Here is a 23,369-nt window from a genome sequence, read left to right as displayed (position 1 = left end):
TTTTAACCATAAAAGTAAAAACAACCTAATAAACTTAAGTCATAAATACCCTTTTTAAATTAAATCCCTTATTTATCAGTTAATTAAACTATGGCCTCAATATTGCACTTAGATGAATGCATAGCGAATTAATAAAAATTCTCTGCTCATAAACCTATGGAGTAACAATATGAAGCTGTTCAGCATCAAGGAGGTCAATTATGGCCGGTTATCGTAAGCTTTGGTGGACGCTAATTGCGGTTCTCGCAATTACCTTTGGACTTTTAGGGTACTTCGGAACGGAAGTTTACCGGGAGGCTCCGCCTATTCCGGATAAGTTCATGAGTACCAATGGCAAAGTCATTGCAACCGAAGAGTCTGTTTTAGACGGGCAAACCGCCTGGCAGTCTGTTGGTGGCATGCAACTGGGTTCCATTTGGGGGCACGGTGCTTACCAGGCGCCCGACTGGACAGCTGACTGGTTACACCGCGAACTTCTTGCCTGGCTGGACATTCGCGCCAACGAAGTCTTTGGCAAACCCTACGAACAACTTGAGGGTTCGCAGCAAAATCAACTTGAATACGAGCTGAAAGAAGAGTATCGGACTAATACTTACGATAAAGCTTCAGATACCGTTATTCTAAGTGAACGACGCATTCAGGCTATTGAGCAGACCGGCGAGTATTACTCAAAGCTGTTCAGCGATGACCCGGAGCTGCGCCCTACCCGCGTCAGCTACGCCATGAAAGAAAATACGCTTCCTTCAGAAGCGCGTCGTGCGGTAATGAACGACTTTTTCTTCTGGACAGCCTGGGCCGCGTCGACAGAACGTTTTGACTCAGACATTACTTATACCAACAACTGGCCTCATGAAACCTTGATAGATAACGTGCCTAGCGCGGAAAATATTATCTGGTCAATTGTCAGTGTGATTCTCTTAATTGCAGGTGTTGGCTTCTTAATCTGGGCATGGGCGTTTTTACGTCAACACGACGAAGAAGACCCTGTTGCGCCAGAGCATGATCCCATAGCCAAAATTAAGCTCACGCCCTCACAAAAAGCCTTAGGTAAATACCTGTTTATTGTGGTTGCGTTGTTCTCGCTACAAGTTTTACTGGGAGGCTTAACCGCACACTACACAGTCGAAGGACAGGAATTCTACGGCATTAATATTTCAGAGTGGTTCCCCTACTCACTAACCCGTACCTGGCACATTCAGGCTGCCATGTTCTGGATTGCCACCGGGTTCCTGGCTGCAGGCCTCTTTCTTGCGCCGATTATTAATGGCGGTAAAGATCCTAAGTATCAGAAACTGGGTGTCGATATCCTGTTCTGGGCACTGGTGTTAGTTGTTGCTGGTACCTTTATCGGTAACTGGTTAGCCATTGCGCAAATTATGCCTGAACACCTGAACTTCTGGTTAGGTCACCAGGGCTATGAGTACGTCGATTTAGGTCGCTTATGGCAAATTGGTAAGTTCCTGGGTATCGTATTCTGGCTGGTACTGATGATGCGCTGTGTGTGGGGTGCATTCAAAGTCAAGGGCGACAAGAACTTACTGGCACTGTTTACCGCTTCGGTAGTTGCTATTGGCCTGTTCTACGGTGCTGGTTTCTTCTACGGCGAGCGTACTCACATTTCTATTATGGAATACTGGCGCTGGTGGATTGTTCACCTGTGGGTAGAAGGCTTCTTCGAAGTGTTCGCAACTGCCTCACTGGCCTTTATTTTCCACAGCATGGGCTTGGTTTCCCGTCGCATGGCAACCGTTGCAGCGCTGGCTTCTGCGTCGCTGTTTATGCTCGGTGGTGTACCAGGAACGTTCCACCACTTGTACTTTGCCGGCACAACCACTCCGGTCATGGCCGTGGGTGCAACGTTCTCAGCATTAGAAGTCGTGCCACTGATTGTTCTGGGCTATGAAGCCTGGGAGAACTACAGCCTGCAAAAACGCGCAACCTGGATGCAACGCATTAAGTGGCCACTATTGTGCTTCGTTGCAGTTGCTTTCTGGAACATGCTGGGCGCAGGTGTACTCGGCTTTATGATCAACCCGCCTATCTCTCTGTACTACGTGCAAGGCTTGAACACTACGCCAACTCACGCACACGCAGCATTATTTGGTGTGTACGGATTCCTGGCGCTTGGTTTCGTCCTGTTGATTCTGCGTTACATTCGCCCGAATCTACAGTTCGATGAAAAACTGATGAAAATGGCGTTCTGGACCATGAACATTGGCTTAGCACTAATGCTCTTCACCAGCTTGTTGCCTGTCGGCTTCATTCAGTTTTACGCCGCTGCCAGCGAAGGCTTGTGGTATGCGCGTAGTGAAGCCTTCATGCAACAGCCTCTGCTACAGAACCTACGCTGGTTCCGTACAGTTGGCGACATGATCTTCATCGTTGGCGCATTAGGTATCAGCTGGCAAGTTGTAAAAGGCTTAAAGCATAAATCTGATTAACCCTTAATAAACCAAGCTTCTGCAATTGTTGTAGAAGCTTGGTTTTTCTTTTGTGAGGAGTTTACTGGAGGAAGTATGAGCCGCAAACCCGATACCACCGCCACAATAAACTGATGAATTAATCTGCACTTATTTTTGCCCCCCTTTCGAAATGCTATATCATGTACCGGAACTTTCACTCAGGACGTCGCCCGGAATGATACGCAACGCTTCTATAATTAATGTCTTCAGAGTATCGCTTGCGCTTATCGTGATTGTTGCCAGCGCCTCTTCTCTATCTGCATTCTGGCTTTTGGAAAAATCAGAGCAGGACGCCGAGTTGATTAACGTTGCGGGTTCACACCGGATGAAAGCCTATAAGTTTGCGTTACAGTTATCTAGCGGCAAGAATGTTCAGGCCAGCGAAACGGCGCAAGAAATAGAAACACTCTGGGAACAACCCCTGCTTCATCGCCACTTCGTAAAAGCCGGCGGCAGTGTTCAGCAGTTAGCCAAAGATGCCCAAACCGAATGGCAACGGGTGCACTCGGAAATAGCAGAGCAGGATTTTGCTCGCTTTTCCCAGCAGCAAAGTAACGCCATAGACAACTATGTGAATCAGCTGGACACTCTGGTCGGCCAGCTGCAAGATCACTCAGAAAAACGGATGGAGACGGTTCGCAGCTCTCTGGCTCTAGCCTCATTTTTTATCGTTGCCATATTTTTCTTTTTACTTACCGTGCTAAAACGAAAAATCAACCAACCGCTTCGACACCTGCTGGCGGTTTCCAAACGTTTAGGTCAGGGCGACTTTACCGCTAAGTCAAAAATTGATAACGAAGACGAAATAGGCCAGCTGTCCCGCACAATGAACAAAATGTCGGAAACAGTCAGCTACTTTTATGGTGGCCTTGAACGCCGGGTAGAGCAACAAACTCAGGAACTGTCGCGCAAAAACAAAGTGTTGTCCTTTCTGTACGATACCGCACGCTCCATTATCGTGCACAGCTATGACTACAATAATTACCAGCAAGTTATCGAAAAGCTATACGAAATTGGTGAAGTGGATGACATTGAGTTATGTCTGTTAACGGAAGAAGGTAACCGCCCGTTTTTGCAACTGCAACCGCGTCCCAATTCACACGAACCCTGTGAAGCCGGTGACTGCGCAACCTGCCTTAAAGCTGGCCCTGGTGCTTCGGTAATAGATGACAAAATGGTTTATCGCTTTGTGCTAAAACGGGAAGAGCAAAACTACGGTGTATTAATTGTTCGCTGCGAACAGGGACAGCCTCTGGCAACCTGGCAACAGCAATTGATGAGTTCCACAGCGGATCAGCTTGCCTTGTCGCAGAGCCTGAAATCTGAGGAAGAGCAAGTGCGGCGGCTGGCGTTAATGCACGAGCGTACCGTTATAGCCCGCGAACTGCACGACTCACTGGCACAGGCTTTGTCCTACTTAAAAATTCAGGTTACGCGGCTACACAAAGGCATTGAAAAGAACGATCGCGCCACTATAGATGATGTCAGTAACGAGCTGAGAGAGGGTCTAAACTCGGCCTACCGGCAGTTGCGGGAATTGCTCACGACCTTCCGCTTAAAAGTTGATGGCTCAGGACTTTACAGCGCATTGCAGACGACGGTTAAGCAGTTAACCGAACAAAGTAATATGGTTGTCCATCTGGACTATCGCCTTAACAACATTCCACTGGTGCCCCATGAAGAGATCCATTTACTGCAAATTATTCGTGAAGCCAGTCAGAATGCGGTAAACCATAGTCAAGGGAGTGAAGTACACATTAGTCTGTCGCAACCCAGTGGACAAGACGTGGAACTTAAAATTACTGATGATGGCATCGGTTTACCTGAGAATGCGGAGAAGGTTAACCATTACGGGTTAGCCATTATGCAGGAACGCAGTCGTAACCTTGGTGGTGAAATAAAAATCTCAAGACTGGAAAGCGGAGGAACAGAAGTTTGCTTCACCTTTACACCGGACTATTTGCTGCAATAGTGAAAGACACCGTCCACACTCTTAAGGGTTATAGAACTGGCCGCGTCGGCGCAAATAGACAAAACCGTTTAACAAGAGCCCGATAACATAAAAAACAATGAAATCGATATAAACGGTATCCATATTTTGCGACTGCAAAGCCCAGGCAAAGCGCAAGGGCAAATAAACCGCGCCCAGCATCGCGATAGTGCCCGCCCAAATTAACACTCTGTGAGTATAAGTTCTGGGAAAGACTTTGGTCATACTGACAACGACTGAACCGTTCCCTAAAGCGCTGGTAAAAATCAGCCCCAACATGCTGATGAAGAAAGGCTCAAAGTAGAGTTCAGTGGCACCATGTTGAGCAAAATACATGTAGCGGCCAGCCAAAGCCCCAAATATCATCATCAGTAACAAACTCACTTGCGTTATCAGGGCACCACCAAAAATAGTTGCCAGCCAACGCCCGAAGGGCCGGGCTAACAGAGCAATAAAAGGCCCCATCCACACCAGAATTAAGGTGCTGTAACCGAACACAAATTCCAGCATCAAAGGTAATGCCATAGTAAAGCCGATAAAACTGCCAAACGTCATGTTGTACAAAATACTGCAATACCAGACGTGCCCATTGTGAGTCAGCAGCTTTTTTAAGGTAACTTTGGGTAATGACTGTTTGTGGTTTGACAATAAAGCAGCGGCGGCACTCAAAATAGCTGTCAGGCCAAAAAGGATCGCCCAGACAAAACTGAAATTGTTTAGCAAAATAGCCTGACCTGCCTCAATGCGAGCAAAAAAGTGACCACTACTGCGTTCCAGTATGAGAGCAGAATCCACTGCAGCCAACTGCCAGGTAGCCAGCAGAGGAACAACCAACTGAGCTAAAAACAGAGAGAATATCGTCATGCCAATAACCAGGCTCATGGACAATGGCAAGGGGATCATAATCTTTGACTGGCGGGTTAAGTCGAATGCGGGCGCAAACATCATGCAGCCAATGCCTGACCCCGCGGCTAAAGCAACCAATATTGGATAGCTCAGCTGCACAGCTGAAAATTGCACAAAGCTGATAGTACTCATTAGCAGCATAAGAGTGGCAATCACTGTAGGCATCCACCGTCCGAGGATGTTTGCCAGCAACGTTCCTAACAGCTTGGACACTGCCCCGCTTGCACCAGCAATAGCAACTAATGACAACAACTGAACCGGGCTTAACTTGAGGTTTGATTTTGCCAGCAAGACAACGATAACGCTCCAGCTTGCCCAAAATGTGACACCAAGCAATAACACACTCAGTGTTAACCCACGGGAAAGCGCGCGAGAACCGAGGTAATCACGAAAATCGCTCATTGTATTCGCTTGCGAAACTTTGCCCATAACATTGCAATTCGTTGTCATATTCACAGAGTAAGGACTGTGCAACTATGAGGGTTTGGATACAACTCACATCAAGAGTTAGTTTTGGGTTTATTATTGGGTAAACAGCTACCTCTTTCGGGGTAGAACTTTATTCAGAAGTGTAAGTCATGCTTGTCTGCGGTGAATTTGTGCACAAGCTGTGTCAAACTAACCGGGTTAAATTTATAAGGGAGAACACGATGACAACCGAAGCGGCCAGCATTATGCTAGTGGATGATCATCCGCTACTGCGCAAAGGATTAAAGCAGTTGATTGCGATGGAAGATGACATGACCGTTGTCGCAGAGGCCAGTAATGGCCCGGACGCCTTGCTGTTAGCAGCAGAGCATGACCCTGACTTAATCGTTCTGGATTTGAACATGCAGGGTATGGATGGCATAGAAACTCTGAAAAGACTCCGCGACTCAGGAGTCACCTCGCGGATTATCATGTTAACAGTGAGTGATGCTGATGATGACGTGGTTGCTGCTATAACCAATGGTGCCGACGGTTACCTGCTAAAAGACATGGAACCAGAACTGCTGCTGGAACAAATTCACCGCGCTGTTACCGGCAAAATGGTTTTAAGCGAAGCCATTACCGAAATACTGGCAACTGCACTGCGACAACCAACACAGTCAACCACTTCGCAATTGAGTAACTTAACCAATCGCGAGCACGAAATTTTAAGCTTAATTGCCAAAGGCATGAGTAATAAAGTCATTGCCCGCGAACTGGATATTTCAGATGGCACGGTGAAAGTGCACGTAAAACACTTACTGAAAAAACTGGGGCTACGCTCCCGGGTTGAGGCCGCCGTATGGATGGTTAACCTACAGGGCAATAAAGCGCCTCAATAATGACTGATAATAGTCGTTCATAATTGCGAGGGTACTCTGCCAGCACCTACCCTCGCTATCTCTCCTTGATTTGCGTCAAGCTGTCAATTCCCTGATTCTGCTATTCTTCACCGTTAATTTGGTGATACAGGTGTTTTATGTCAGCCGCAAATTTCCGTCCAGAGTTACTTTGTCCTGCCGGTAGCCCCGAGGCTATGCGTATGGCTTTTGCTTACGGTGCAGATGCCGTCTATGCTGGCGAACCTCGCTATAGTCTGCGGGTACGCAATAACAGCTTTACCCTGGAGAACTTAGGCGAATGCATTAACGAAGCTCATAAGCAGGGAAAGCGTTTTTATGTTGTGGTCAATATTGCGCCGCACAACGCCAAGCTGGCCCGTTTTGTTGAACACATTTGCACCATTATCGACATGAAGCCCGATGCCTTAATTGTGTCTGACCCCGGCGTCGTTATGCTGCTACAACAGTACTTTCCCGAACAACCTCTGCACTTATCGGTACAGGCCAACACGGTCAACTGGGCTGCACTTCAGTTCTGGCAACAGCAAGGCATTGAGCGCGTTATTTTGTCGCGCGAACTGGGCCTCAAAGAAATTGCTGAAATGCGCAAGCAAGTGCCCGACATGGAAGTTGAAGTATTTGTACACGGCGCGCTGTGCATGGCCTATTCCGGACGCTGCCTGCTGTCTGGCTATATGAACAAGCGCGACCCCAATCAGGGCGCCTGCACCAATGCCTGTCGCTGGGGGTATGAGGTGCACGAAGCAAAGGAAAACGCTGTGGGTCAATATGAACCAGTACTTCTCGGCGACCCGAAGCGTCCGCAGGACTTAATGTTGCTGGATGAGGACATACACGGCTCCTACATCATGAACTCGAAGGATTTACGCGCGGTTGAATATGTAAAGGACTTAGTTGAGATGGGTGTGCATTCCTTAAAAATTGAAGGCCGCACTAAGTCAGACTATTACATTGCCAGAACAGCTCAGGTTTATCGGCGCGCAATTGACGACGCCGTGGCCGGTAAGCCTTTTAATAACGAGCTGCTTAGCGAACTGGAAGGTATGGCAAATCGAGGGTTCACTGCGGGCTTCTTACAACGCCATACGCCACAAGACTTGCAGAATTATGAACGCTCGCACAGCGAAGGCGAGCATATTCTAGTCGGACAACTGGCAGCAGCAACCGCCGACAACACCTTATATGAGGTTGAAGTGAAAAATGGCTTTTCTATTGGTGATGAACTGCTGCTGATGACACCCAAAGGTAATTATCCGTTTCAATTGGCCCGCATGGAGTCGCTTAAAGACGAGGCCATGATCCGCGCGCCCGGTTCCGGTTATCAAGTGAAACTGCAGACACCGGTTAGCATAGAGAAAAACGATATTCCCTTTTGTTTTCTGATAAAAGAAGCAACCGTGAGGAAAGTAGCATGATTGTTATTAACGATGGCTGTATTAACTGTGATGTTTGCGAACCCGAATGCCCAACCGAAGCGATTTCTATGGGCGACAGCATTTACGAGATAAACCAGGATAAGTGCGTAGAGTGTGAAGGTTATTACGATACACCGAACTGCTACGCGGTATGTCCGGTAGAGGCTGTCGATATTCTACAAGATAAGGGGTAACTCTCATCTCTCTTTAGAGGTAGATAAATTTGCTGGAGGGTTTTGTATAGTGAACCAGATCAATAATTCAGCAGATGAGATGACTATGCGTACCCCAATTCAATGTAGCCAATGCAGCATGCAATCAATTTGCGTACCCGCCGGTTTAGTGCCAACCGATGTCGAAATTCTTGATAAATGCAGCCGCGAACCGCACCTTTTTAACAAGCGTAATGTTGTTTTTAGTGAAGGGCAAAAACTCAATTCAGTTTTCGCAATAAAAAGCGGCTCGGTGAAGTGCTACACCATTGATAGCAATGGTAAGCAGCAAATTACCAGCTTTCATATGGTTGGCGACATTGTCGGTCTTGAGAGCTTAGCCAGCGGTTCAGCAGCTACATATTGCGAGACCATGGAAACCTCTATGCTGTGTGAAATTAGACTGAGCAAATTATTTGCCCAGGAACTTCCTAAAGTTGAAAGTAACCTTCTGCAGCTTATGAGCCGACGTTTAGCAAATTGCAGCAAACATTACTTAAACGTTGTTAATACCAGTGCTGAACAGAAAGTTGTGGCCTTTTTACTTTCAATAAGCACGCACATGCATCAACATGGATTGTCCCGTAGTGAGTACCGATTGCCAATGACACGCACGGATATTGCCAATTATCTGGGCTTAGCCGTTGAAACTGTCAGCCGTATTTTCACCGCACTGAAAGAACAGCAGCTGATTAACACCGAGCAGTCCATTCTCACTATTAATGACTTTACGGCTCTGGAAAGCCGAGTCGCTTAGTACTTTTTTCAGGAGGTTAGATGTCATCCGCTGGTTTTAATTGGTCTGATCCGCTCAACTGGCAAAGCACGTTGTCAGAAGAAGAAAAAATGATTCAGGAAAGCGCTCATCAGTACGCTCAGGAAAAGTTGATGCCTCGCGTACTGGAGGCCAACCGTAATGAGAACTTTGATCGCCAAATTATGAACGAGTTGGGTGAGATGGGGCTACTAGGCGCTACATTACCGGAAGAATACGGCGGTAGCGGTGTTAACCACGTCAGCTATGGCCTTATTGCGCGCGAAATTGAGCGTGTCGACAGCGGTTACCGCAGTGCAATGAGTGTGCAATCCTCTTTGGTAATGCACCCGATTTATACCTTTGGCACCGAAGCACAGCGCAAGAAATACTTACCTAAACTAGCCAGCGGTGAATGGGTTGGTTGCTTTGGTCTAACCGAACCCGATTCCGGCTCTGACCCGGCCAGTATGCACACTACCGCCAAGCGCACTGACAACGGTTATGTGCTGTCTGGCTCTAAAATGTGGATAACCAACTCGCCTATTGCCGATGTATTCGTGGTCTGGGCGAAACTCGACGGCGAAATTCGCGGTTTTGTGCTGGAAAAAGGCATGAAAGGCCTGAGTGCGCCCAAAATTGACGGTAAATTCTCATTACGTGCTTCTATCACCGGCGAAATTGTGATGGATGGCGTTGAAGTGTCCGAAGACCACATTTTCCCGGAAGTTAAAGGTTTAAAAGGCCCCTTTAGTTGTTTGAATAAAGCGCGCTACGGCATTGCCTGGGGCTCGCTTGGCGCAGCAGAGTTCTGCTGGCACGCAGCACGACAATATACGTTAGAACGCAGTCAATTTGGTCGACCGCTGGCAGCAAACCAGCTGATACAGAAAAAACTGGCAGACATGCAGACTGAAATCAGCCTGGGTTTATTAGGTTGCCTACAAGCCGGACGCGAGCTCGATAACGGCACGCTGAGTCCAGTAGCTATTTCGCTGATTAAACGTAATAGCTGTGGTAAGGCGCTGGATATTGCCCGCCAGGCTCGTGACATGCATGGTGGTAACGGTATTGCCGATGAATACCACGTGATTCGCCATGTGATGAATTTAGAAGCGGTGAATACCTACGAAGGTACACACGATATTCATGCGTTAATTCTGGGTCGTTCACAAACCGACATTCCTGCATTCTAGTAGCGAGGCTTACCATGCTCGCCCGGCGAAGCCTGGTGGCAGCTGACTGAAGAAACCTTTCCGATAAAGATGACTTTACCCAGCGACAGGAAAGTGAAGAAGCCCCGGTTATTAGCCTGGGGCTATAAATTCCCTAGTGAATACCTTTGCTGTTGAGATGCCCTTTATAAGCCATATCGCTTTTCATAATGTGGTTCATGAGCCAGGCTTTTACGAACTCCAGTAACTCATCAATCACATCTTCATGGTCATCAACCCGGTGCTTGAAGCGCATGACATCCTGCACTAAGTCGCGATGCTTAAGCTTGTGGTTTTCTAAGTCCGGATAGCCATTACGCTCCATTAACAATTCTTCGTAGTTAAAGTGCGTTGCCGTGTAGTTAATTAACGAATCCACCAGGCGCTGCAACGCATGCTGATCACCGTCACGCAGCTTCAGCCGGTAAAGCTCATTAGCAATGTAAATTAAGCGCTGATGCTGACGGTTAATTTCTTCAATACCGACATCCAGTTTCGGCGACCATTCAATGAGTACGTCCTGCTCTGTAAGACGTCGCTCTATAACGTCTTTTTCAATGTAATAGCGGTCGCCCAGAGACTTAATTTCGCCGCCTAAAGTCGTTAATTGAGCTGAGCTTTCTAACGCTTCTTGCGAGCGTTCATCGACAATTCGTGCACTTTCAGAAAGTGAATTAATGTTTTCCTGAATGTTTATGGTTACAGCAGACTGCTCTTCCGTTGTCGAGGCTATCTGAATATTCAAATCGTTAATGACACCAACATTTTCGACAATGTCGGATAATGAACTTGCAGCCCGGTTCGCTTGCTCGACATTTTCGCCCGCCAGGGTTTTATTGCGCTCCATGGTTTGCACTGCATTGTTCGTGTTGGTCTCCAGCCGACCGATGACACTTTGTATTTCACCAGTGGAAGCCTGTACCCTTTGTGCTAATTGTCTGACTTCATCAGCAACAACCGCAAAGCCCCGACCCGACTCACCGGCTCTGGCGGCTTCAATAGCTGCATTCAGCGCCAGCAAATTGGTCTGGTCGGCAATGTCATTAATAGTCAGCAATATTTTCGAGATAGACTGGCTATCTTCAGATAAGGTTTTTATAACACGCTGGGATTCCGAAACTTCTTGCTCAAGTCTCTGGATAGCAGCCACCATGGTATGAACGACCTGCTGCCCATTTTTGGCGGAGATCAGGGTATTATCAGCTTCTGTTGCGGCCTTCTGAGTTGACTCTGACACCTCACTGATCGCCGACGTCATTTGCTCGACTGCCGCAGCCGCGCTTTGCATTTGCGAAGCCTGAGCTCTTGCCCGTTCGGCCAGCTCTTTAATTGCCTGATAATTACCGTTACCCAGCCTGTCCATGCCGTCGCTCGACTTACGTATAGCATCCACTGAGTAACTGGTCTCAATAGCAACCGAGTTCAGATAGTGAGTTATTTTCGACAGCTCATCATGACCCTCTGTCGAGCTCAAACTATTTAGGTCGCCATTTGCCAGCTGTTTGGCCATTTTGATATTGGCAGATACAGCCCGGTAAATTCCCAAATATAAGCTGGTAAATAACAGTAACTGCAATAACAACACACCGACAATCAAAGCCGCGTTGGTCCAAATCACCGTGTCTAATTTTGTCAGGCGTTGTTCAAGTCTTGAGTGATAAGCCGGAATGACGCTGTCGTAAAAAGCAAATAACGCCCCTGTCGCGGCTGTTCCCTCACGGAAGAAGTCACTGGCCGACATATTTCGTTCCATTAGTTTGCTCGAAGCGGTTTCGCTAAATAACCTTAACTGCTGTTCGGCTGCCTTAGCCTGCATCAACAAGCCCTGGTCGTTAACTTCTTCGGATAAACTCGCAACAACGTCCACAAAGTCGGAAACCTGATTTTCCAGCACGTAGCTTAAAATGGTGACATCCTGTTGTAATTCGGGACTTTCTTTTCCGCTTAACCATTGAGCTCCCAACCCTCTTAAGCGACCCCCCTGTTCGACTAACTCCGGCAGTTCTTCAACAGAAAGACGTGCTAAGAACAAGCTAGGTAAATCATTTTCCAGCAGTTGTTGGGAGTTTTTACCAAGCAGCTTTAACGCACTTTGGACTTTTCCCAAAAGCTCAGTATGCTGATGAAAAGTATCCGTTGAACCGCTTAAGCTCTGCCACTTACGGCGCAGCTCCAGCAATAATGATTCTGGCAGCAAATGACTTTGGCCTGGTTTACTTTGAAGATCATCCAGAGCACTAAAATGACGATTAATGGCTTGTACTGAACGGTTTATTTCACTGGAAAACTCACGTTTTTGAGCTTCACTCCCAGTCATTCCCCGGTGCATGGCGATATGCTCTAAAAGCCCTCTTAATTCTGGCCAGTATTGAGCGGCTTCATGCTTTTGTTCAACCTGATGACTTTTTTCCAGTGAGTCATTAACCATCAACGAACTCAGTACAATAACCGGAATAAAGAGTAAAAAACCAATCAAGCTAAATTTTCGTCTAAAACTCAGTAAATTAAATAACTTTTGGACAGGGCGAGTTAACCAATCGAGCCACTTCATAACCACTCCACTACAGACAGAATCTACAACCACAAACGGTTTATTCTGCTCATTCATCGGCATTAGTCACACATAATACAGGGTTGTTGGTTGCCAAGTGGCTTTTGCTTGATCGTGATCAATAAACCAGTAAACTTTCTAATGTCATCTCGGTCATTTCAGTAAAAGCGGTCTGTCTTTCATTAGCCGACAAGCCATTACCCGTTCTTATTTCATCAGAAACCGTCATAACCGCTAAAGCCTGTTTCTTATGAATAGCCGCTACCGCATAAAGAGCCGCTGCCTCCATATCTAACGCCAGAACATTCATGGCTTCCAGCCGCGACTCCAGTTTTTTGTCCGGATGGTAAAAACTGTCCGTAGAAAATACATTGCCAACGGCTATACGTTGGTTCTTCTTCTGACAATAACCAACGAATTCACTTAACAGTTTGTAATCTGCAATTGCAGCAAAGTCGTAACCGCCAAACAGCTTTTGATTCATTGACGAGTCGGTACAGGCGCCTTGGGCAACGACCAGATCACTCAAATTGAGGTTTGCTGATACGGCGCCGCAACTGCCTACCCGCACTAATCGCTCAACACCGAAATGCTGAAACAACTCTTGTGCGTAGAGTGCACAAGACGGCATCCCCATCCCGGATCCCATCACCGACACCGGTGTACCGCGAAATTGCCCGGTAAATGCCAGCATATTTCGGGTATTGCTTATGAGTTCAGCACTATCCAGGTGTGTTTCAGCAATATGTTTTGCCCTTAACGGGTCGCCGGGAAACAAGCAAAGCTCAGCAAAATCACCGGCTTTTGCCGAAATGTGTGGTGTGGTCATAGAAGTCGCCTTGTTATTTTTTCATCAAGATAGATGACAACTCGGAAATAATCGACTATATTTCGAATTATTCTAAATTAGATTATCAAGAAATAATATGATCGATGTTATTATGAAATTAGCAACAGGCTATCGCAGAAGCGTCTTTTGGACGTTGACGCTGATCACTATTGCTGCCGCTGCGTTCATCCCCTCTATTACCATTGATACCGATCCGGAGAACATGCTGCCGGACAATAACCTGCAGCGTGTTTTCCATAATGAGGTAAAGGAAACCTTCGCTATGCATGACATGATTGTCGTTGGCGTAGTGAATAAGAACACCGTCTACAACCAAAACACTTTAACCGACCTGCATACCGTATCGAATTACGCAGAGTCCCTGGATGGCGTTATCAGTGACGACCTGATGTCACTGGCGAATGTCGATAATATTACTCAGGAAGAGCCCGGCACCATTCGTTTTGAATGGATGATGAAACAACCGCCAGAAAGTAACGCGGAAGCGCAATACATCCAAAAACAAGTAAAAGACCTGCCATTGCTTTACAACACCATTGTTTCTGGCGATGGTAAAGCAGCCGCTATTTATGTGCCCATCGAGAGCAAAGACGAGAGCTATGCTCTGGCGGAGCAACTGCGTGAAAAAATTGCCACTTTGGAAACCAGTGATGACTGGCACATTACCGGTTTACCCGTTGCTGAAGACCAGTTTGGTTATGAAATGTTTGTGCAAATGGGCATTTCAGCGCCGCTAGCAGCTGCGGTAATTTTCGCCCTGCTTTGGTTCTTCTTCCGCAATGTGCGCTTCATAAGCGCAGCGATGATAGTCGCGATGTCTACTGTGCTCATTACCATGGGAACACTCATTGCCATGGGTTTTACCGTACACATTATGTCGTCGATGATCGCTATTTTCCTGATGCCTATTGCGGTAGTCGACTCAGTGCACATTATGTCCGAGTTTTCGGACCGATACCGTGAAAAAGGTAATGCAAAAGACACCATAAAAGACGTGCTGGGGCACTTGTTTACACCCATGCTATTTACCTCAATTACCTCGTCTATTGGCTTTTACTCGCTGATGCTAACGCCAATTCCACCGGTGCAGGTGTTCGGCGCTTTCGTTGGCTCCGGAATTCTTTTGGCCTTCTTAATTACGGTGCTTTTCGTGCCTGCCTATATTTGTGCACTGAAACCATCAACGCTGGAAAGCTTTACTCAAGTGACTCATGACGAGCATAAACAAGGTTGGCTGCAAAAAACGGGAGCTACCGCGGCTCGCCACGCCAAATTGTGGATAGCCTTTTTCCTGGCCGTTTTGGTTTTTTCCTGGTTCGGTATTCAGCAAATTAACATTAACGACAACCCGGTGCGTTGGTTTAAGCCTGACCACGAAGTGCGCATTGCGGACGAAGTATTGAATGACCACTTTGCCGGTACATACAACGCTTACATTGTGTTTGAGAACACCTTAGATACAACAGGGAAGGCGCGGTCAGCGGTGCAGGATGCGTTGAGTAACAATGCGTTGTCAAAAGCATCGCGCGATGCTTTAGGTGCCCTTCTTGAGCAAGAAGAAGTCGACTTTAACCAGTGGATTATCGCTATTGATGATCTGCTCTTCAGCGTCGGTTCCGACCAATTAGAACCATTAGACAGCTTAATGACAGAGCTAGAACAGCTGAATAGCGCCAGCAAAGCGTTCCAGAGTCCCGAATTACTGGCTTACATAAGCGAGATGCAAACGTATTTGCAAACCACCGGTTTAGTCGGCAAATCCAACAGCCTGTCCGACGTGGTCAAGACGGTTAACCGTGAATTACGCTCCGGCGAAGAAAAAGACTACGAATTGCCGGACAATGCCAACGGCGTTGCGCAAACCCTGTTGCAGTATCAGTCATCGCACCGTCCGCAGGACCTCTGGCACTTTGTTACGCCGGACTACAAACGCAGCTTAATGTGGTTGCAGCTGACCAGCGGTGACAACCAGCATGTAACCCAGGTCGTCAACGCTGTTGATAGCTATATTCAGGATAATCCTCTGCCTGCAAACATTGAAATGGACTGGGCCGGCAAAGCTTACCTGAACGTGGTTTGGCAGGAAGCCATGGTCGAAGGCATGCTCGACAGCTTAATCAGCGCCTTTGTGGTGGTGTTTATTATGATGGTGCTGCTGTTCCGCTCAGTGGTCTTCGGTGTACTGGCCATGTTACCGCTGAGTCTGACCATTGCCTTTATTTACGGACTTATCGGCTGGGTCGGTAAAGACTACGACATGCCCATTGCCGTGCTGTCATCGCTGACGCTTGGGCTGTCGGTGGACTTTGCTATTCACTTCATTGAACGCACACGCGCTACATTCAAGCAAACCGGAAACTGGAAAGACACTCTGGTAGTTATGTTTGATGAGCCCGCGCGAGCCATTTCCCGCAATGCCATTGTCATTGCCATTGGCTTTACGCCACTGCTGTTCGCACCTTTAGTGCCCTACATTACGGTTGGCGTGTTTTTAGCCAGTATTATGGCTATATCAGCCATAGTGACACTTATTATGCTTCCGGCGGTAATGACTGCCTTTAACCGCCTGATATTCCGTGGAGATCCATCATGAAAACCCTATTGTTAACCGCTTTATCCGCCGCAGTTTTATTCGTTAGTAGTCAGGCTATTGGCGCAGATAAAAGCGCTCGTGAAATTGTCGAGCAAGCCGAGTTAAATGCCTATTACTCTGGCGATGACGGCCGCAGCGCAGCGCGGATGATCATCACCGATAATCAGGACCGCGAACAAATGCGTCAATTCACCATTTTGCGCAAAGACCAGGAAGACCGTGGAATTCAGGACATGATGATATTCTTCTCACGACCTGCCGACGTGCGTGACACTGTCTTTCGCGTGGTAAAACAGATAAACGACGACGATGACCGCTGGCTTTATTTACCCGATCTGGATCTGGTTAAACGCATATCGGCAGGTGACAAGCGTACATCTTTTGTTGGTTCACACTTCTTCTATGAAGATGTTTCCGGTCGCAATACCGCTTTAGACAGCTATGAAATTCTGTCGGAAGATGATGAAAAGTACGTGTTAAAAGGCACACCTAAAGACCCTGGCAACGTTGAGTTTAGCTACTACGAAGTGGTCATTGATAAAGAGCACATGCTGCCAGTAGAAAGCACCTTCTATAACGACAGCGGCGAAGCTTATCGCAAAATGGAAGTACTAGAAATTGAAACGGTTCAAGGCTACCCAACTGTGACTCATTCACGAATATCGGATCTTGAAAATGGCGGTAAAACCGACATGCAATTCCGCTTTATGCAATACGACATTGGCTTACCGGACAGTATTTTCAGTGAGCGCAGCTTACGTAACCCTCCGGCAGAATGGTTACAACTGAGAGACTAATTATGCCATACCGGAAAATTTTAGCGTTTACTGTTCTTTTCACTTTGGCTCAGGCCGCATCGGCACAGGACTCCTGGGGGGATGACGAATGGGAAAGTGACTGGGGAACGGAACAAGACCAGGGTATTGATGTCTATGGTTATGTTGAGGCGGCAATAGGCGGACGATTTGAATCCTCCCCCTATCACAAGCGTCTGTCTATTGCTGAGCCTCGACTACAGTTGGGTTTTGACGAACGCTGGCAAGATATTGCCTGGACAGCAAAAGCCGACGGCTGGTACGACGGCTTTGATGAAACCTGGCACGGTCAAATTCGCGAACTTAATGCTCAGTTTACGGTTTTCGATAACACCGATATAAAAATTGGCCGTCAGGTACTCACCTGGGGCACTGGCGACTACTTATTCCTTAACGATCTGTTCCCTAAAGACTGGCAGTCCTTCTTTGTCGGACGTGACCAGGAATACTTGAAGGCGCCATCTGACGCACTGCGTATCACCAGCTACTTCGACTGGTTCAATCTCGACTTTGTCTGGTCTCCTGAGTTTGACCCCGACAATTACATTCGCGGTGAACGCATTTCTTATTTTAATCCGCTAACCCAGCAGCTGACAGGCGACGATCCGTCCATTCAGTTTGTTGAGCCCACGCGCGATGAGTACGCTTTGCGCTTGTTCCGTAATCACGAAGGTGTGGAATACGCCGTCTATGGTTACGACGGCTTTACCAAAAGCCCGGAGGCAGTGACTGACAACTTCCAACCCACCTTCGGCCGCTTAACTGTGGTTGGCGCCTCCGTTAGGATGCCTCTGGGACCAGGACTGGTGAATACCGAAGTCGCTAATTACAACCGTCATGACGCAGAAGACCATTGGCGCGCACTGGTTGGCTACGAGCAAGAATTATGGACGCGCTTTACCGGCGGTTTTCAGGCTTACCTGGAGAAAGGTGCCACACAAACGCGCACCGTATTCACCACCCGTCTAACCTGGCGCGACGAGCGTGATGATCTGAATCTGTCGTTGTTTGCTTTTGTATCACCGAATCAAAGCGACGGCTATTTACGGCCGACTTTTGACTACCGCATTGACGATAACTGGTCATTAAGCGGCAGCTTCAACCTATTTTTCCGCGAACGTCCAGAGACCTTTTTTGGCCAGTTCACCGAAAACAACAACGCGTATCTGCGTATGCGGTATGCGTTTTAATAGAAAAACTAAGGAGTTCGATAATGAGTGTAGAAAGAGCTATAACCGCATTTGCAGGCTTTATGGTATTGTTATCGGTAGCTTTGACTTATTGGGTTCACCCCAACTGGGTATGGCTGACCGTATTTATTGGCGCCAATCTATTTCAACAATCTTTCACGGGTTTTTGTCCGGCAGGCATTTTTATGAAAAAAGCGTTAGGATTAAAAACAGAGCGTGAGTTAGAAAAATCAGGAAAATAACGACACCATGAGTGCAACTGAATCACAAGAGATGCTTCAGGAAGAAGCGCAGAATGCGGCGAGCTTTCTGCGCTCTTTAGGTAACCCCCACCGTTTACAAATTTTATGCCGATTGGCTTTAGGTGAACAAAGTGTGGGTCAGCTTCATCAGTTTTTTGACTTAAGCCCGTCAGCTTTTTCACAACATCTTGCGGTATTGCGTCAGCAGCAATTGGTCAGCATTCGTAAAGAATCGCAAACCGTGTACTACTCCATAAAAGACCCGGACACCGAAGCTTTTATGAAGTTACTGAAAGATAAATTCTGCCCTTCGCTTTAAGTGGTACTCCTAAAGGGATGCTACCTTTTGTCGCATCCTAACCACCTAAAAAATAGAGAATAATAGCGACATTACCTTATTAAAGGACAATGTCATATGAAGTCTATTTATCCTCTGGCAACTTGCTTACTCTTGCCAATTCTCAGTTACGCTAACGAAACCAGCGATATTCAGGAAAGAATTGTCATTATTGGCGAATCGATGCAGTCGCCCAGTGAATGGGTGGTCGACTCGAAACAACCAAGACAACCGCTGCCTGCTCACGATGCCGGTGATTTTTTAAAAAGCCTTGCGGGATTCAGTGCAACTCGCAAAGGCGGAGCCTCTGCTGACCCATTATTCCGGGGAATGGGAGCTGGCAGACTGACCATAGTCAACGACGGACAAATGCTACAGGGTGGTTGCAGCAGCCGCATGGACCCGCCAACGGCGTACATAACCCCGCAAAGTTATGACAGCGTGACGATTGTTAAGGGTCCACAAACCGTATTGTTCGCCGGTTCAGCGGCATCTATCCATTTTGAGCGCGAAGAAAAATTCTTTGAAGTGCCCGAGTTTTCCGGTTACTTGAACGCCACCACAGCGCAGTACGGCCGCCTGAATACCACCGCTGATTTAACCTGGGGAGCGCAACCAGGCTATGTACGCGTGAACGCATCTGCCGCAACCGCCGATGACTACGAAGATGGCTCGGGTAATAGCATTAACAGCCAGTATGAGCGTTGGAGTGGGGATGTGGACCTGGCCTGGACACCGTCACGGCAGCATCGTCTGATACTCAAACTTGGCGTCAGCGATGGCGAAGCAGCCTACGCCGACCGCAGTATGGATGGGGTGCTCTTTGACCGTGAAAGCGTCGCGCTGAATTACCAATGGCAACCTGACAGCCGCTCGCTCGAAGAGCTTTCTGTTAATACCTACTTCAATACCATTGACCACGTTATGGACAACTATTCGTTGCGCGAGTTTACCCCGTCGATGATGATGCCCAACCCAACGTCAAGTAATCCGGATAGATATTCCCGTGGTTTTAAACTTGCTACCGAATGGCAGTTAAACCCTTCCGGGCAACTCAAAACTGGGCTTGAACATAATGAATCGGCTCACCGTAACCGTTCCAGCAAAGATCAGTTGAACCAACCATTTGAAAGCCTTAGCCGGGTTGATGATGCCTTTATTGAGCAAGATGGCATTTATGCCGAATACCGCCATGCTATCGACCAGGAGTGGCAGTTAGTCAGCGGTTACCGGCTCGATCACTGGAAAATGACGGACAAGCGCACCACCATTGCGCCAATGTCAGTTCCTGCCCAATCCAACCCCACGGCGAATGAAACACGCAGTGAGAACCTTCATAGCGGATTTCTTCGTATAGAAAAACAGCTTAAAAATGGTTACTGGTATGCGGGCTGGGGTCAGGCAGAGCGGTTCCCGGACTACTGGGAGGCCATTGGTAACAACCGCCAGTCACCAACGTCAGCATCGGCCTTTTATACCAACGCGGAGACCAACCAGCAATGGGATATCGGTCTGGATATTAACGCCGACAAATGGCAACTGGACGCGTCCATTTTCTACAGTCGGGTCGATGACTTTATTCTTTTGCAGAAAGGCATGATGATGCAACCCGATACCGTCCGTAATATTGATGCCCGAACCTGGGGCGGGGAAACAACCTTAAGTTACCAGTTGACCCAAGCCTGGTCTGTGTCATCAGCACTGGCCATAACCCGCGGAAGTAATAAAACCGATGATAACTATCTGCCGCAGCAACCTGCTGATGAACTGCGTATTGCCACTGATTACCGCCACAACGCACTGACTTACTCTTTGCTCTGGCGCCTGGTGGATAAACAAGAGCGCACAGCAGTGAATCAGGGCAATGTCATTGGCTACGATATCGGTAACAGCCCGGGTTATGGTGTTTTATCGGCAAATATCGACTGGAAAATTGATCCAAAGTGGCAGCTAAGTTTAGGAGTCGATAATATACTGGATAAAACCTATGCAGAGCACTTGAGTCGCTCCGCCGCCAGCATTTCCGGATACCAGCAAATTGACAAAGTTAATGAGCCGGGCCGTACTGTCTGGCTGCAGACTAACTACCACTTTTAAGCCCGATGCTGACATTACTGACCTATAAATTTATTACTCATAAAGCCTGGCCATTGTGCTTAGCTTTATGTCTGGACATAGCACTGGGCAACCTCTGGGTTGCCTTTAATGGTGGTATCAGTAACCCATTCACCTCGTTATTACTGATTTTTATTGTCATCGCGTTTTTATTGTTACCATCAACTTTTGCTTTGATTGTTGTGCTGACAAGCATTCTGGGGCAAGTTGCGCAAATAGGTTTACCTTCCGTTTTGCCCGGACAACAAAGTCACACCGCCCATGCCTTAAGCGACGAGATGTTGAAACACGCCATGGGTATGGTCAGTGGTTTTGTGATTGCGGCGGCTATTATTGCTTTATCAATGTACTACCTGAAGCGGCAATGGTTTCAGTCTGAAAAAGCGTTGCAGAATGCGCGTGAGCGCCAGCTGCGTGACGAACAGCTTCTGACGATAGGTGCAGCCGCAGCTCAGTTAACTCATGACGTTGCCACTCCTGTGCAGTCGTTACGGTTACTCAACGAAGAACTTCAGGAATGCGATATTGAGCTGTCACTAAAACAAGAGTTTAGTGAACACCTGGGCAAAGTTGAAGCAAGCCTTGAACAATGGCGGGATGCTGCTGAGGACGTGCGCACCAGACGCCAACACAATTACACTGTTGGGGAAATTATTACTCAGTTACGCCAACTTCTGCGAATTGCCCGACCCGATGCTCAGGTCAACTGGCAATGCCCTGAGCGTTTGAAAGGCACCATTATTAACGCCGACCGAACCCTGTTTCCGGCTATCGCCAACCTGGTTATTAATGCTATTAGCGCTGGCGAGCGCAGTCACCAGCTGGCCGTGTCCGTGCAACTCAGCCTGACGTTAGTTGATGCGCCCCCTCAGCTCACCATCCACATTCTCGATAATGGTGATGGATTAAGCCAGTCGCAACAACGAAAAATAGGCAAATCAATGACCTTGAGTGAAAATGGTATGGGTATTGGCGCGGTTATCAGCCACGCCACGCTTGAACGGCTTGGCGGTCAAGTGAGCTGGCAATCCACTCCCGAGGGCACACTCACCTTAATTATCTTGCCGGTAACCGCCTATGAGTGAGTTCCGGCTGCTTATTATTGATGACGATGAGGGTTTCTGCGGCATTTTGCAGAGGCGTCTCGAACATCATGGTGTTTTGGTGCAAATGGCACATTCGGGTTATCAGGCACTAGCGCTAGAAGGTCATTTTGACGGTATTCTGCTGGATATGATGCTGGGCGACGACAATGGGTTGGCACTTATTCAGCCACTTAAAGAACGCTACTCCCCCAAGCACTTGGTGGTGTTAACCGGATACGCCAGTATTGCAACAACCGTAGAAGCAATGAAGCGCGGCGCAACCGACTACTTAACAAAACCTGTGGGTACCAATGAATTACTACGCCGTTTTACTAATGAAAAACTGGAGTTAGAAGACGCTTCCATAAACCGTTTAACGCCAACCCAAATAGAGTGGGAGCATATTCAAAGAGTGCTTACCGATAATCAGGGAAATGTTTCTAAGACAGCAAGAGAGCTGGGGATGCATCGGCGTACGTTACAGCGCAAATTGTCGAAACGCTCGCCACATTAAAAATGCGCCGCCCGGGGGCGAGCGGCGCAAAGGCTTTAGAAGTTATAGCGAACACCGGCCATAGCAACGTAAGGGTCGATATCAACATCAACACTTTCAATGGTATTACCGTTCACACGAACATCACCTGTGGTATCGATATCCATGCGGCTGACCATGAAATGAAGACCCCAGTTTTCACTCAGATCGACATTTACACCAGCTTGCAGAGCATAGCCCCAGCTGTTTTTCAGGGCTAAAGAGACATCGTCATTGTCGGTAACAACGCCCAGATCGCCTAACGTTGAGCGCAACTGTGGGTCGACTTGCTCATCAAAGAAAGCTGTGTAGTTAACACCAATACCGACGAAAGGTTTAAACATTTCACTGTCGATATCGAAATGATATTGCGCCAGCAAGGTTGGTGGCAAGTGCTTGGTTTTACCTATTTTCAGCCCCGCCAGCGAGCCTGTTGCGGTAATATCATGGCTGAACGGTGTTGCTGCAACCAGTTCAAGCGTCCAGTTTTCAGTTAACTTATAATCAAAAGTTAAACCTAACTGAGTATTCGTGTTTACACCAGCGCCAGTACTGTTCTCTGGTAAACCAGCTACTGACTCAACAACGTTCAAGTGACTACTGCTGTCATCAGGCATGACAGAGATGGCACCAACATTGATGGAAAAATCGTTTGCTAATGCAGAAGTGCTTAGCAAGCCTAACAATACACCGCACGATAATGCTTTAAGCTTCATGGGGAACTCCTTGTTAATGAAGACCCCTGAAGTTTATAAGGTTTACTGAATAACCGAGT

The 23,369-nt window shown here is 47.6% G+C and carries 19 protein-coding genes; 15 read left to right on the top strand and 4 right to left on the bottom strand.

Going from position 1 to position 23,369, the window contains the following annotated elements; translation table 11 throughout:
* The first annotated feature begins 200 nt into the window (after positions 1–200).
* Positions 201–2,441, top strand: a complete 2,241-nt coding sequence (locus ACN0TF_RS06690) for a nitric-oxide reductase large subunit (RefSeq protein WP_417441282.1) — start codon at positions 201–203, stop codon at positions 2,439–2,441.
* A 196-nt stretch (positions 2,442–2,637) separates the two neighbouring features.
* Positions 2,638–4,434, top strand: a complete 1,797-nt coding sequence (locus ACN0TF_RS06685) for an ATP-binding protein (RefSeq protein ID WP_417441281.1) — start codon at positions 2,638–2,640, stop codon at positions 4,432–4,434.
* Between the two features lie 21 nt (positions 4,435–4,455).
* Here ACN0TF_RS06685 and ACN0TF_RS06680 read toward each other — a convergent pair whose 3' ends face one another.
* Entirely contained in the window at positions 4,456–5,760 is a 1,305-nt protein-coding gene (locus ACN0TF_RS06680; RefSeq protein WP_417441280.1) for a nitrate/nitrite transporter, read from the bottom strand.
* Positions 5,761–6,008: 248 nt separating this feature from the next.
* Between ACN0TF_RS06680 and narL the strand changes: the two genes are divergently transcribed.
* The 5 genes from narL (at position 6,009) to ACN0TF_RS06655 (ending at position 10,266) form a co-directional block, all read left to right on the top strand.
* Positions 6,009–6,668 (top strand): two-component system response regulator NarL, encoded by a 660-nt coding sequence (narL, locus tag ACN0TF_RS06675; protein ID WP_417441279.1) that lies wholly within the window; start codon positions 6,009–6,011, stop codon positions 6,666–6,668.
* A gap of 137 nt (positions 6,669–6,805) precedes the next feature.
* On the top strand, positions 6,806–8,104 hold the full coding sequence (gene yegQ, locus ACN0TF_RS06670; protein WP_417441278.1) for a tRNA 5-hydroxyuridine modification protein YegQ: 1,299 nt from the start codon (positions 6,806–6,808) through the stop codon (positions 8,102–8,104).
* Positions 8,101–8,298, top strand: coding sequence for a YfhL family 4Fe-4S dicluster ferredoxin (locus ACN0TF_RS06665; protein WP_011233443.1), 198 nt, complete (start codon positions 8,101–8,103; stop codon positions 8,296–8,298). Before yegQ ends, ACN0TF_RS06665 begins: the two co-directional genes overlap by 4 nt.
* A gap of 85 nt (positions 8,299–8,383) precedes the next feature.
* Positions 8,384–9,073, top strand: coding sequence for a helix-turn-helix domain-containing protein (locus tag ACN0TF_RS06660; RefSeq protein WP_235598903.1), 690 nt, complete (start codon positions 8,384–8,386; stop codon positions 9,071–9,073).
* Positions 9,074–9,093: 20 nt separating this feature from the next.
* Positions 9,094–10,266: an acyl-CoA dehydrogenase gene (locus ACN0TF_RS06655; RefSeq protein ID WP_417441277.1), complete on the top strand. Its 1,173-nt coding sequence runs from the start codon at positions 9,094–9,096 to the stop codon at positions 10,264–10,266.
* Between the two features lie 133 nt (positions 10,267–10,399).
* On the opposite strand, the gene ACN0TF_RS06650 is transcribed toward ACN0TF_RS06655, so the two are convergent.
* Both ACN0TF_RS06650 and deoD read right to left on the bottom strand, forming a co-directional pair.
* Complete coding sequence (locus ACN0TF_RS06650; RefSeq protein ID WP_417441276.1) at positions 10,400–12,835, bottom strand: bacteriohemerythrin; 2,436 nt, start codon at positions 12,833–12,835, stop codon at positions 10,400–10,402.
* Between the two features lie 118 nt (positions 12,836–12,953).
* A complete protein-coding gene (gene deoD, locus ACN0TF_RS06645) occupies positions 12,954–13,664 on the bottom strand; it encodes a purine-nucleoside phosphorylase (RefSeq protein ID WP_417441275.1) in 711 nt (236 codons plus the stop codon).
* A 97-nt stretch (positions 13,665–13,761) separates the two neighbouring features.
* Between deoD and ACN0TF_RS06640 the strand changes: the two genes are divergently transcribed.
* The 8 genes from ACN0TF_RS06640 to ACN0TF_RS06605 all read left to right on the top strand — a co-directional run bounded on the left by ACN0TF_RS06640 (position 13,762) and on the right by ACN0TF_RS06605 (position 22,576).
* Positions 13,762–16,278, top strand: coding sequence for an efflux RND transporter permease subunit (locus ACN0TF_RS06640; RefSeq protein WP_417441274.1), 2,517 nt, complete (start codon positions 13,762–13,764; stop codon positions 16,276–16,278).
* Complete coding sequence (locus ACN0TF_RS06635; RefSeq protein ID WP_417441273.1) at positions 16,275–17,075, top strand: outer membrane lipoprotein-sorting protein; 801 nt, start codon at positions 16,275–16,277, stop codon at positions 17,073–17,075. Before ACN0TF_RS06640 ends, ACN0TF_RS06635 begins: the two co-directional genes overlap by 4 nt.
* A gap of 2 nt (positions 17,076–17,077) precedes the next feature.
* Entirely contained in the window at positions 17,078–18,283 is a 1,206-nt protein-coding gene (locus tag ACN0TF_RS06630; protein ID WP_417441272.1) for a hypothetical protein, read from the top strand.
* Between the two features lie 23 nt (positions 18,284–18,306).
* On the top strand, positions 18,307–18,525 hold the full coding sequence (locus tag ACN0TF_RS06625; RefSeq protein ID WP_153849448.1) for a DUF2892 domain-containing protein: 219 nt from the start codon (positions 18,307–18,309) through the stop codon (positions 18,523–18,525).
* 7 nt (positions 18,526–18,532) lie between these two features.
* Positions 18,533–18,844, top strand: coding sequence for an ArsR/SmtB family transcription factor (locus ACN0TF_RS06620; RefSeq protein WP_417441271.1), 312 nt, complete (start codon positions 18,533–18,535; stop codon positions 18,842–18,844).
* 96 nt (positions 18,845–18,940) lie between these two features.
* Entirely contained in the window at positions 18,941–20,959 is a 2,019-nt protein-coding gene (locus tag ACN0TF_RS06615; protein WP_417441270.1) for a TonB-dependent copper receptor, read from the top strand.
* A 5-nt stretch (positions 20,960–20,964) separates the two neighbouring features.
* Positions 20,965–22,062: a sensor histidine kinase gene (locus ACN0TF_RS06610; RefSeq protein WP_417441269.1), complete on the top strand. Its 1,098-nt coding sequence runs from the start codon at positions 20,965–20,967 to the stop codon at positions 22,060–22,062.
* Complete coding sequence (locus tag ACN0TF_RS06605) at positions 22,055–22,576, top strand: response regulator transcription factor (protein WP_417441268.1); 522 nt, start codon at positions 22,055–22,057, stop codon at positions 22,574–22,576. The genes ACN0TF_RS06610 and ACN0TF_RS06605 overlap by 8 nt, the downstream gene beginning before the upstream one ends.
* A 35-nt stretch (positions 22,577–22,611) precedes the next feature.
* Here the strand turns inward: ACN0TF_RS06605 and ACN0TF_RS06600 are convergent, their stop codons facing one another.
* Positions 22,612–23,310, bottom strand: coding sequence for an OmpW/AlkL family protein (locus tag ACN0TF_RS06600; protein WP_034819027.1), 699 nt, complete (start codon positions 23,308–23,310; stop codon positions 22,612–22,614).
* Positions 23,311–23,369 lie beyond the last annotated feature (59 nt).

Source organism: Idiomarina sp., from assembly GCF_048265525.1.
Taxonomy (GTDB): domain Bacteria; phylum Pseudomonadota; class Gammaproteobacteria; order Enterobacterales; family Alteromonadaceae; genus Idiomarina.
Note: the sequence above shows the minus strand (reverse complement) of the source record. Positions and strands in the feature narration are given on the sequence as shown.

Bases quoted from the DNA above. Each gene is read 5' to 3' on its own strand.
- ACN0TF_RS06690 (WP_417441282.1), top strand. From the start codon at position 201: ATGGCCGGTTATCGTAAGCTTTGGTGGACGCTAATTGCGGTTCTCGCA.
- yegQ (WP_417441278.1), top strand. From the start codon at position 6,806: ATGTCAGCCGCAAATTTCCGTCCAGAGTTACTTTGTCCTGCCGGTAGC.
- ACN0TF_RS06635 (WP_417441273.1), top strand. From the start codon at position 16,275: ATGAAAACCCTATTGTTAACCGCTTTATCCGCCGCAGTTTTATTCGTT.
- ACN0TF_RS06625 (WP_153849448.1), top strand. From the start codon at position 18,307: ATGAGTGTAGAAAGAGCTATAACCGCATTTGCAGGCTTTATGGTATTG.
- ACN0TF_RS06610 (WP_417441269.1), top strand. From the start codon at position 20,965: ATGCTGACATTACTGACCTATAAATTTATTACTCATAAAGCCTGGCCA.
- ACN0TF_RS06640 (WP_417441274.1), top strand. From the start codon at position 13,762: ATGATCGATGTTATTATGAAATTAGCAACAGGCTATCGCAGAAGCGTC.
- ACN0TF_RS06685 (WP_417441281.1), top strand. From the start codon at position 2,638: ATGATACGCAACGCTTCTATAATTAATGTCTTCAGAGTATCGCTTGCG.
- ACN0TF_RS06655 (WP_417441277.1), top strand. From the start codon at position 9,094: ATGTCATCCGCTGGTTTTAATTGGTCTGATCCGCTCAACTGGCAAAGC.
- ACN0TF_RS06630 (WP_417441272.1), top strand. From the start codon at position 17,078: ATGCCATACCGGAAAATTTTAGCGTTTACTGTTCTTTTCACTTTGGCT.
- ACN0TF_RS06600 (WP_034819027.1), bottom strand. From the start codon at position 23,310: ATGAAGCTTAAAGCATTATCGTGCGGTGTATTGTTAGGCTTGCTAAGC.
- narL (WP_417441279.1), top strand. From the start codon at position 6,009: ATGACAACCGAAGCGGCCAGCATTATGCTAGTGGATGATCATCCGCTA.
- ACN0TF_RS06665 (WP_011233443.1), top strand. From the start codon at position 8,101: ATGATTGTTATTAACGATGGCTGTATTAACTGTGATGTTTGCGAACCC.
- ACN0TF_RS06660 (WP_235598903.1), top strand. From the start codon at position 8,384: ATGCGTACCCCAATTCAATGTAGCCAATGCAGCATGCAATCAATTTGC.
- ACN0TF_RS06680 (WP_417441280.1), bottom strand. From the start codon at position 5,760: ATGAGCGATTTTCGTGATTACCTCGGTTCTCGCGCGCTTTCCCGTGGG.
- ACN0TF_RS06605 (WP_417441268.1), top strand. From the start codon at position 22,055: ATGAGTGAGTTCCGGCTGCTTATTATTGATGACGATGAGGGTTTCTGC.
- ACN0TF_RS06620 (WP_417441271.1), top strand. From the start codon at position 18,533: ATGAGTGCAACTGAATCACAAGAGATGCTTCAGGAAGAAGCGCAGAAT.
- ACN0TF_RS06650 (WP_417441276.1), bottom strand. From the start codon at position 12,835: ATGAAGTGGCTCGATTGGTTAACTCGCCCTGTCCAAAAGTTATTTAAT.
- ACN0TF_RS06615 (WP_417441270.1), top strand. From the start codon at position 18,941: ATGAAGTCTATTTATCCTCTGGCAACTTGCTTACTCTTGCCAATTCTC.
- deoD (WP_417441275.1), bottom strand. From the start codon at position 13,664: ATGACCACACCACACATTTCGGCAAAAGCCGGTGATTTTGCTGAGCTT.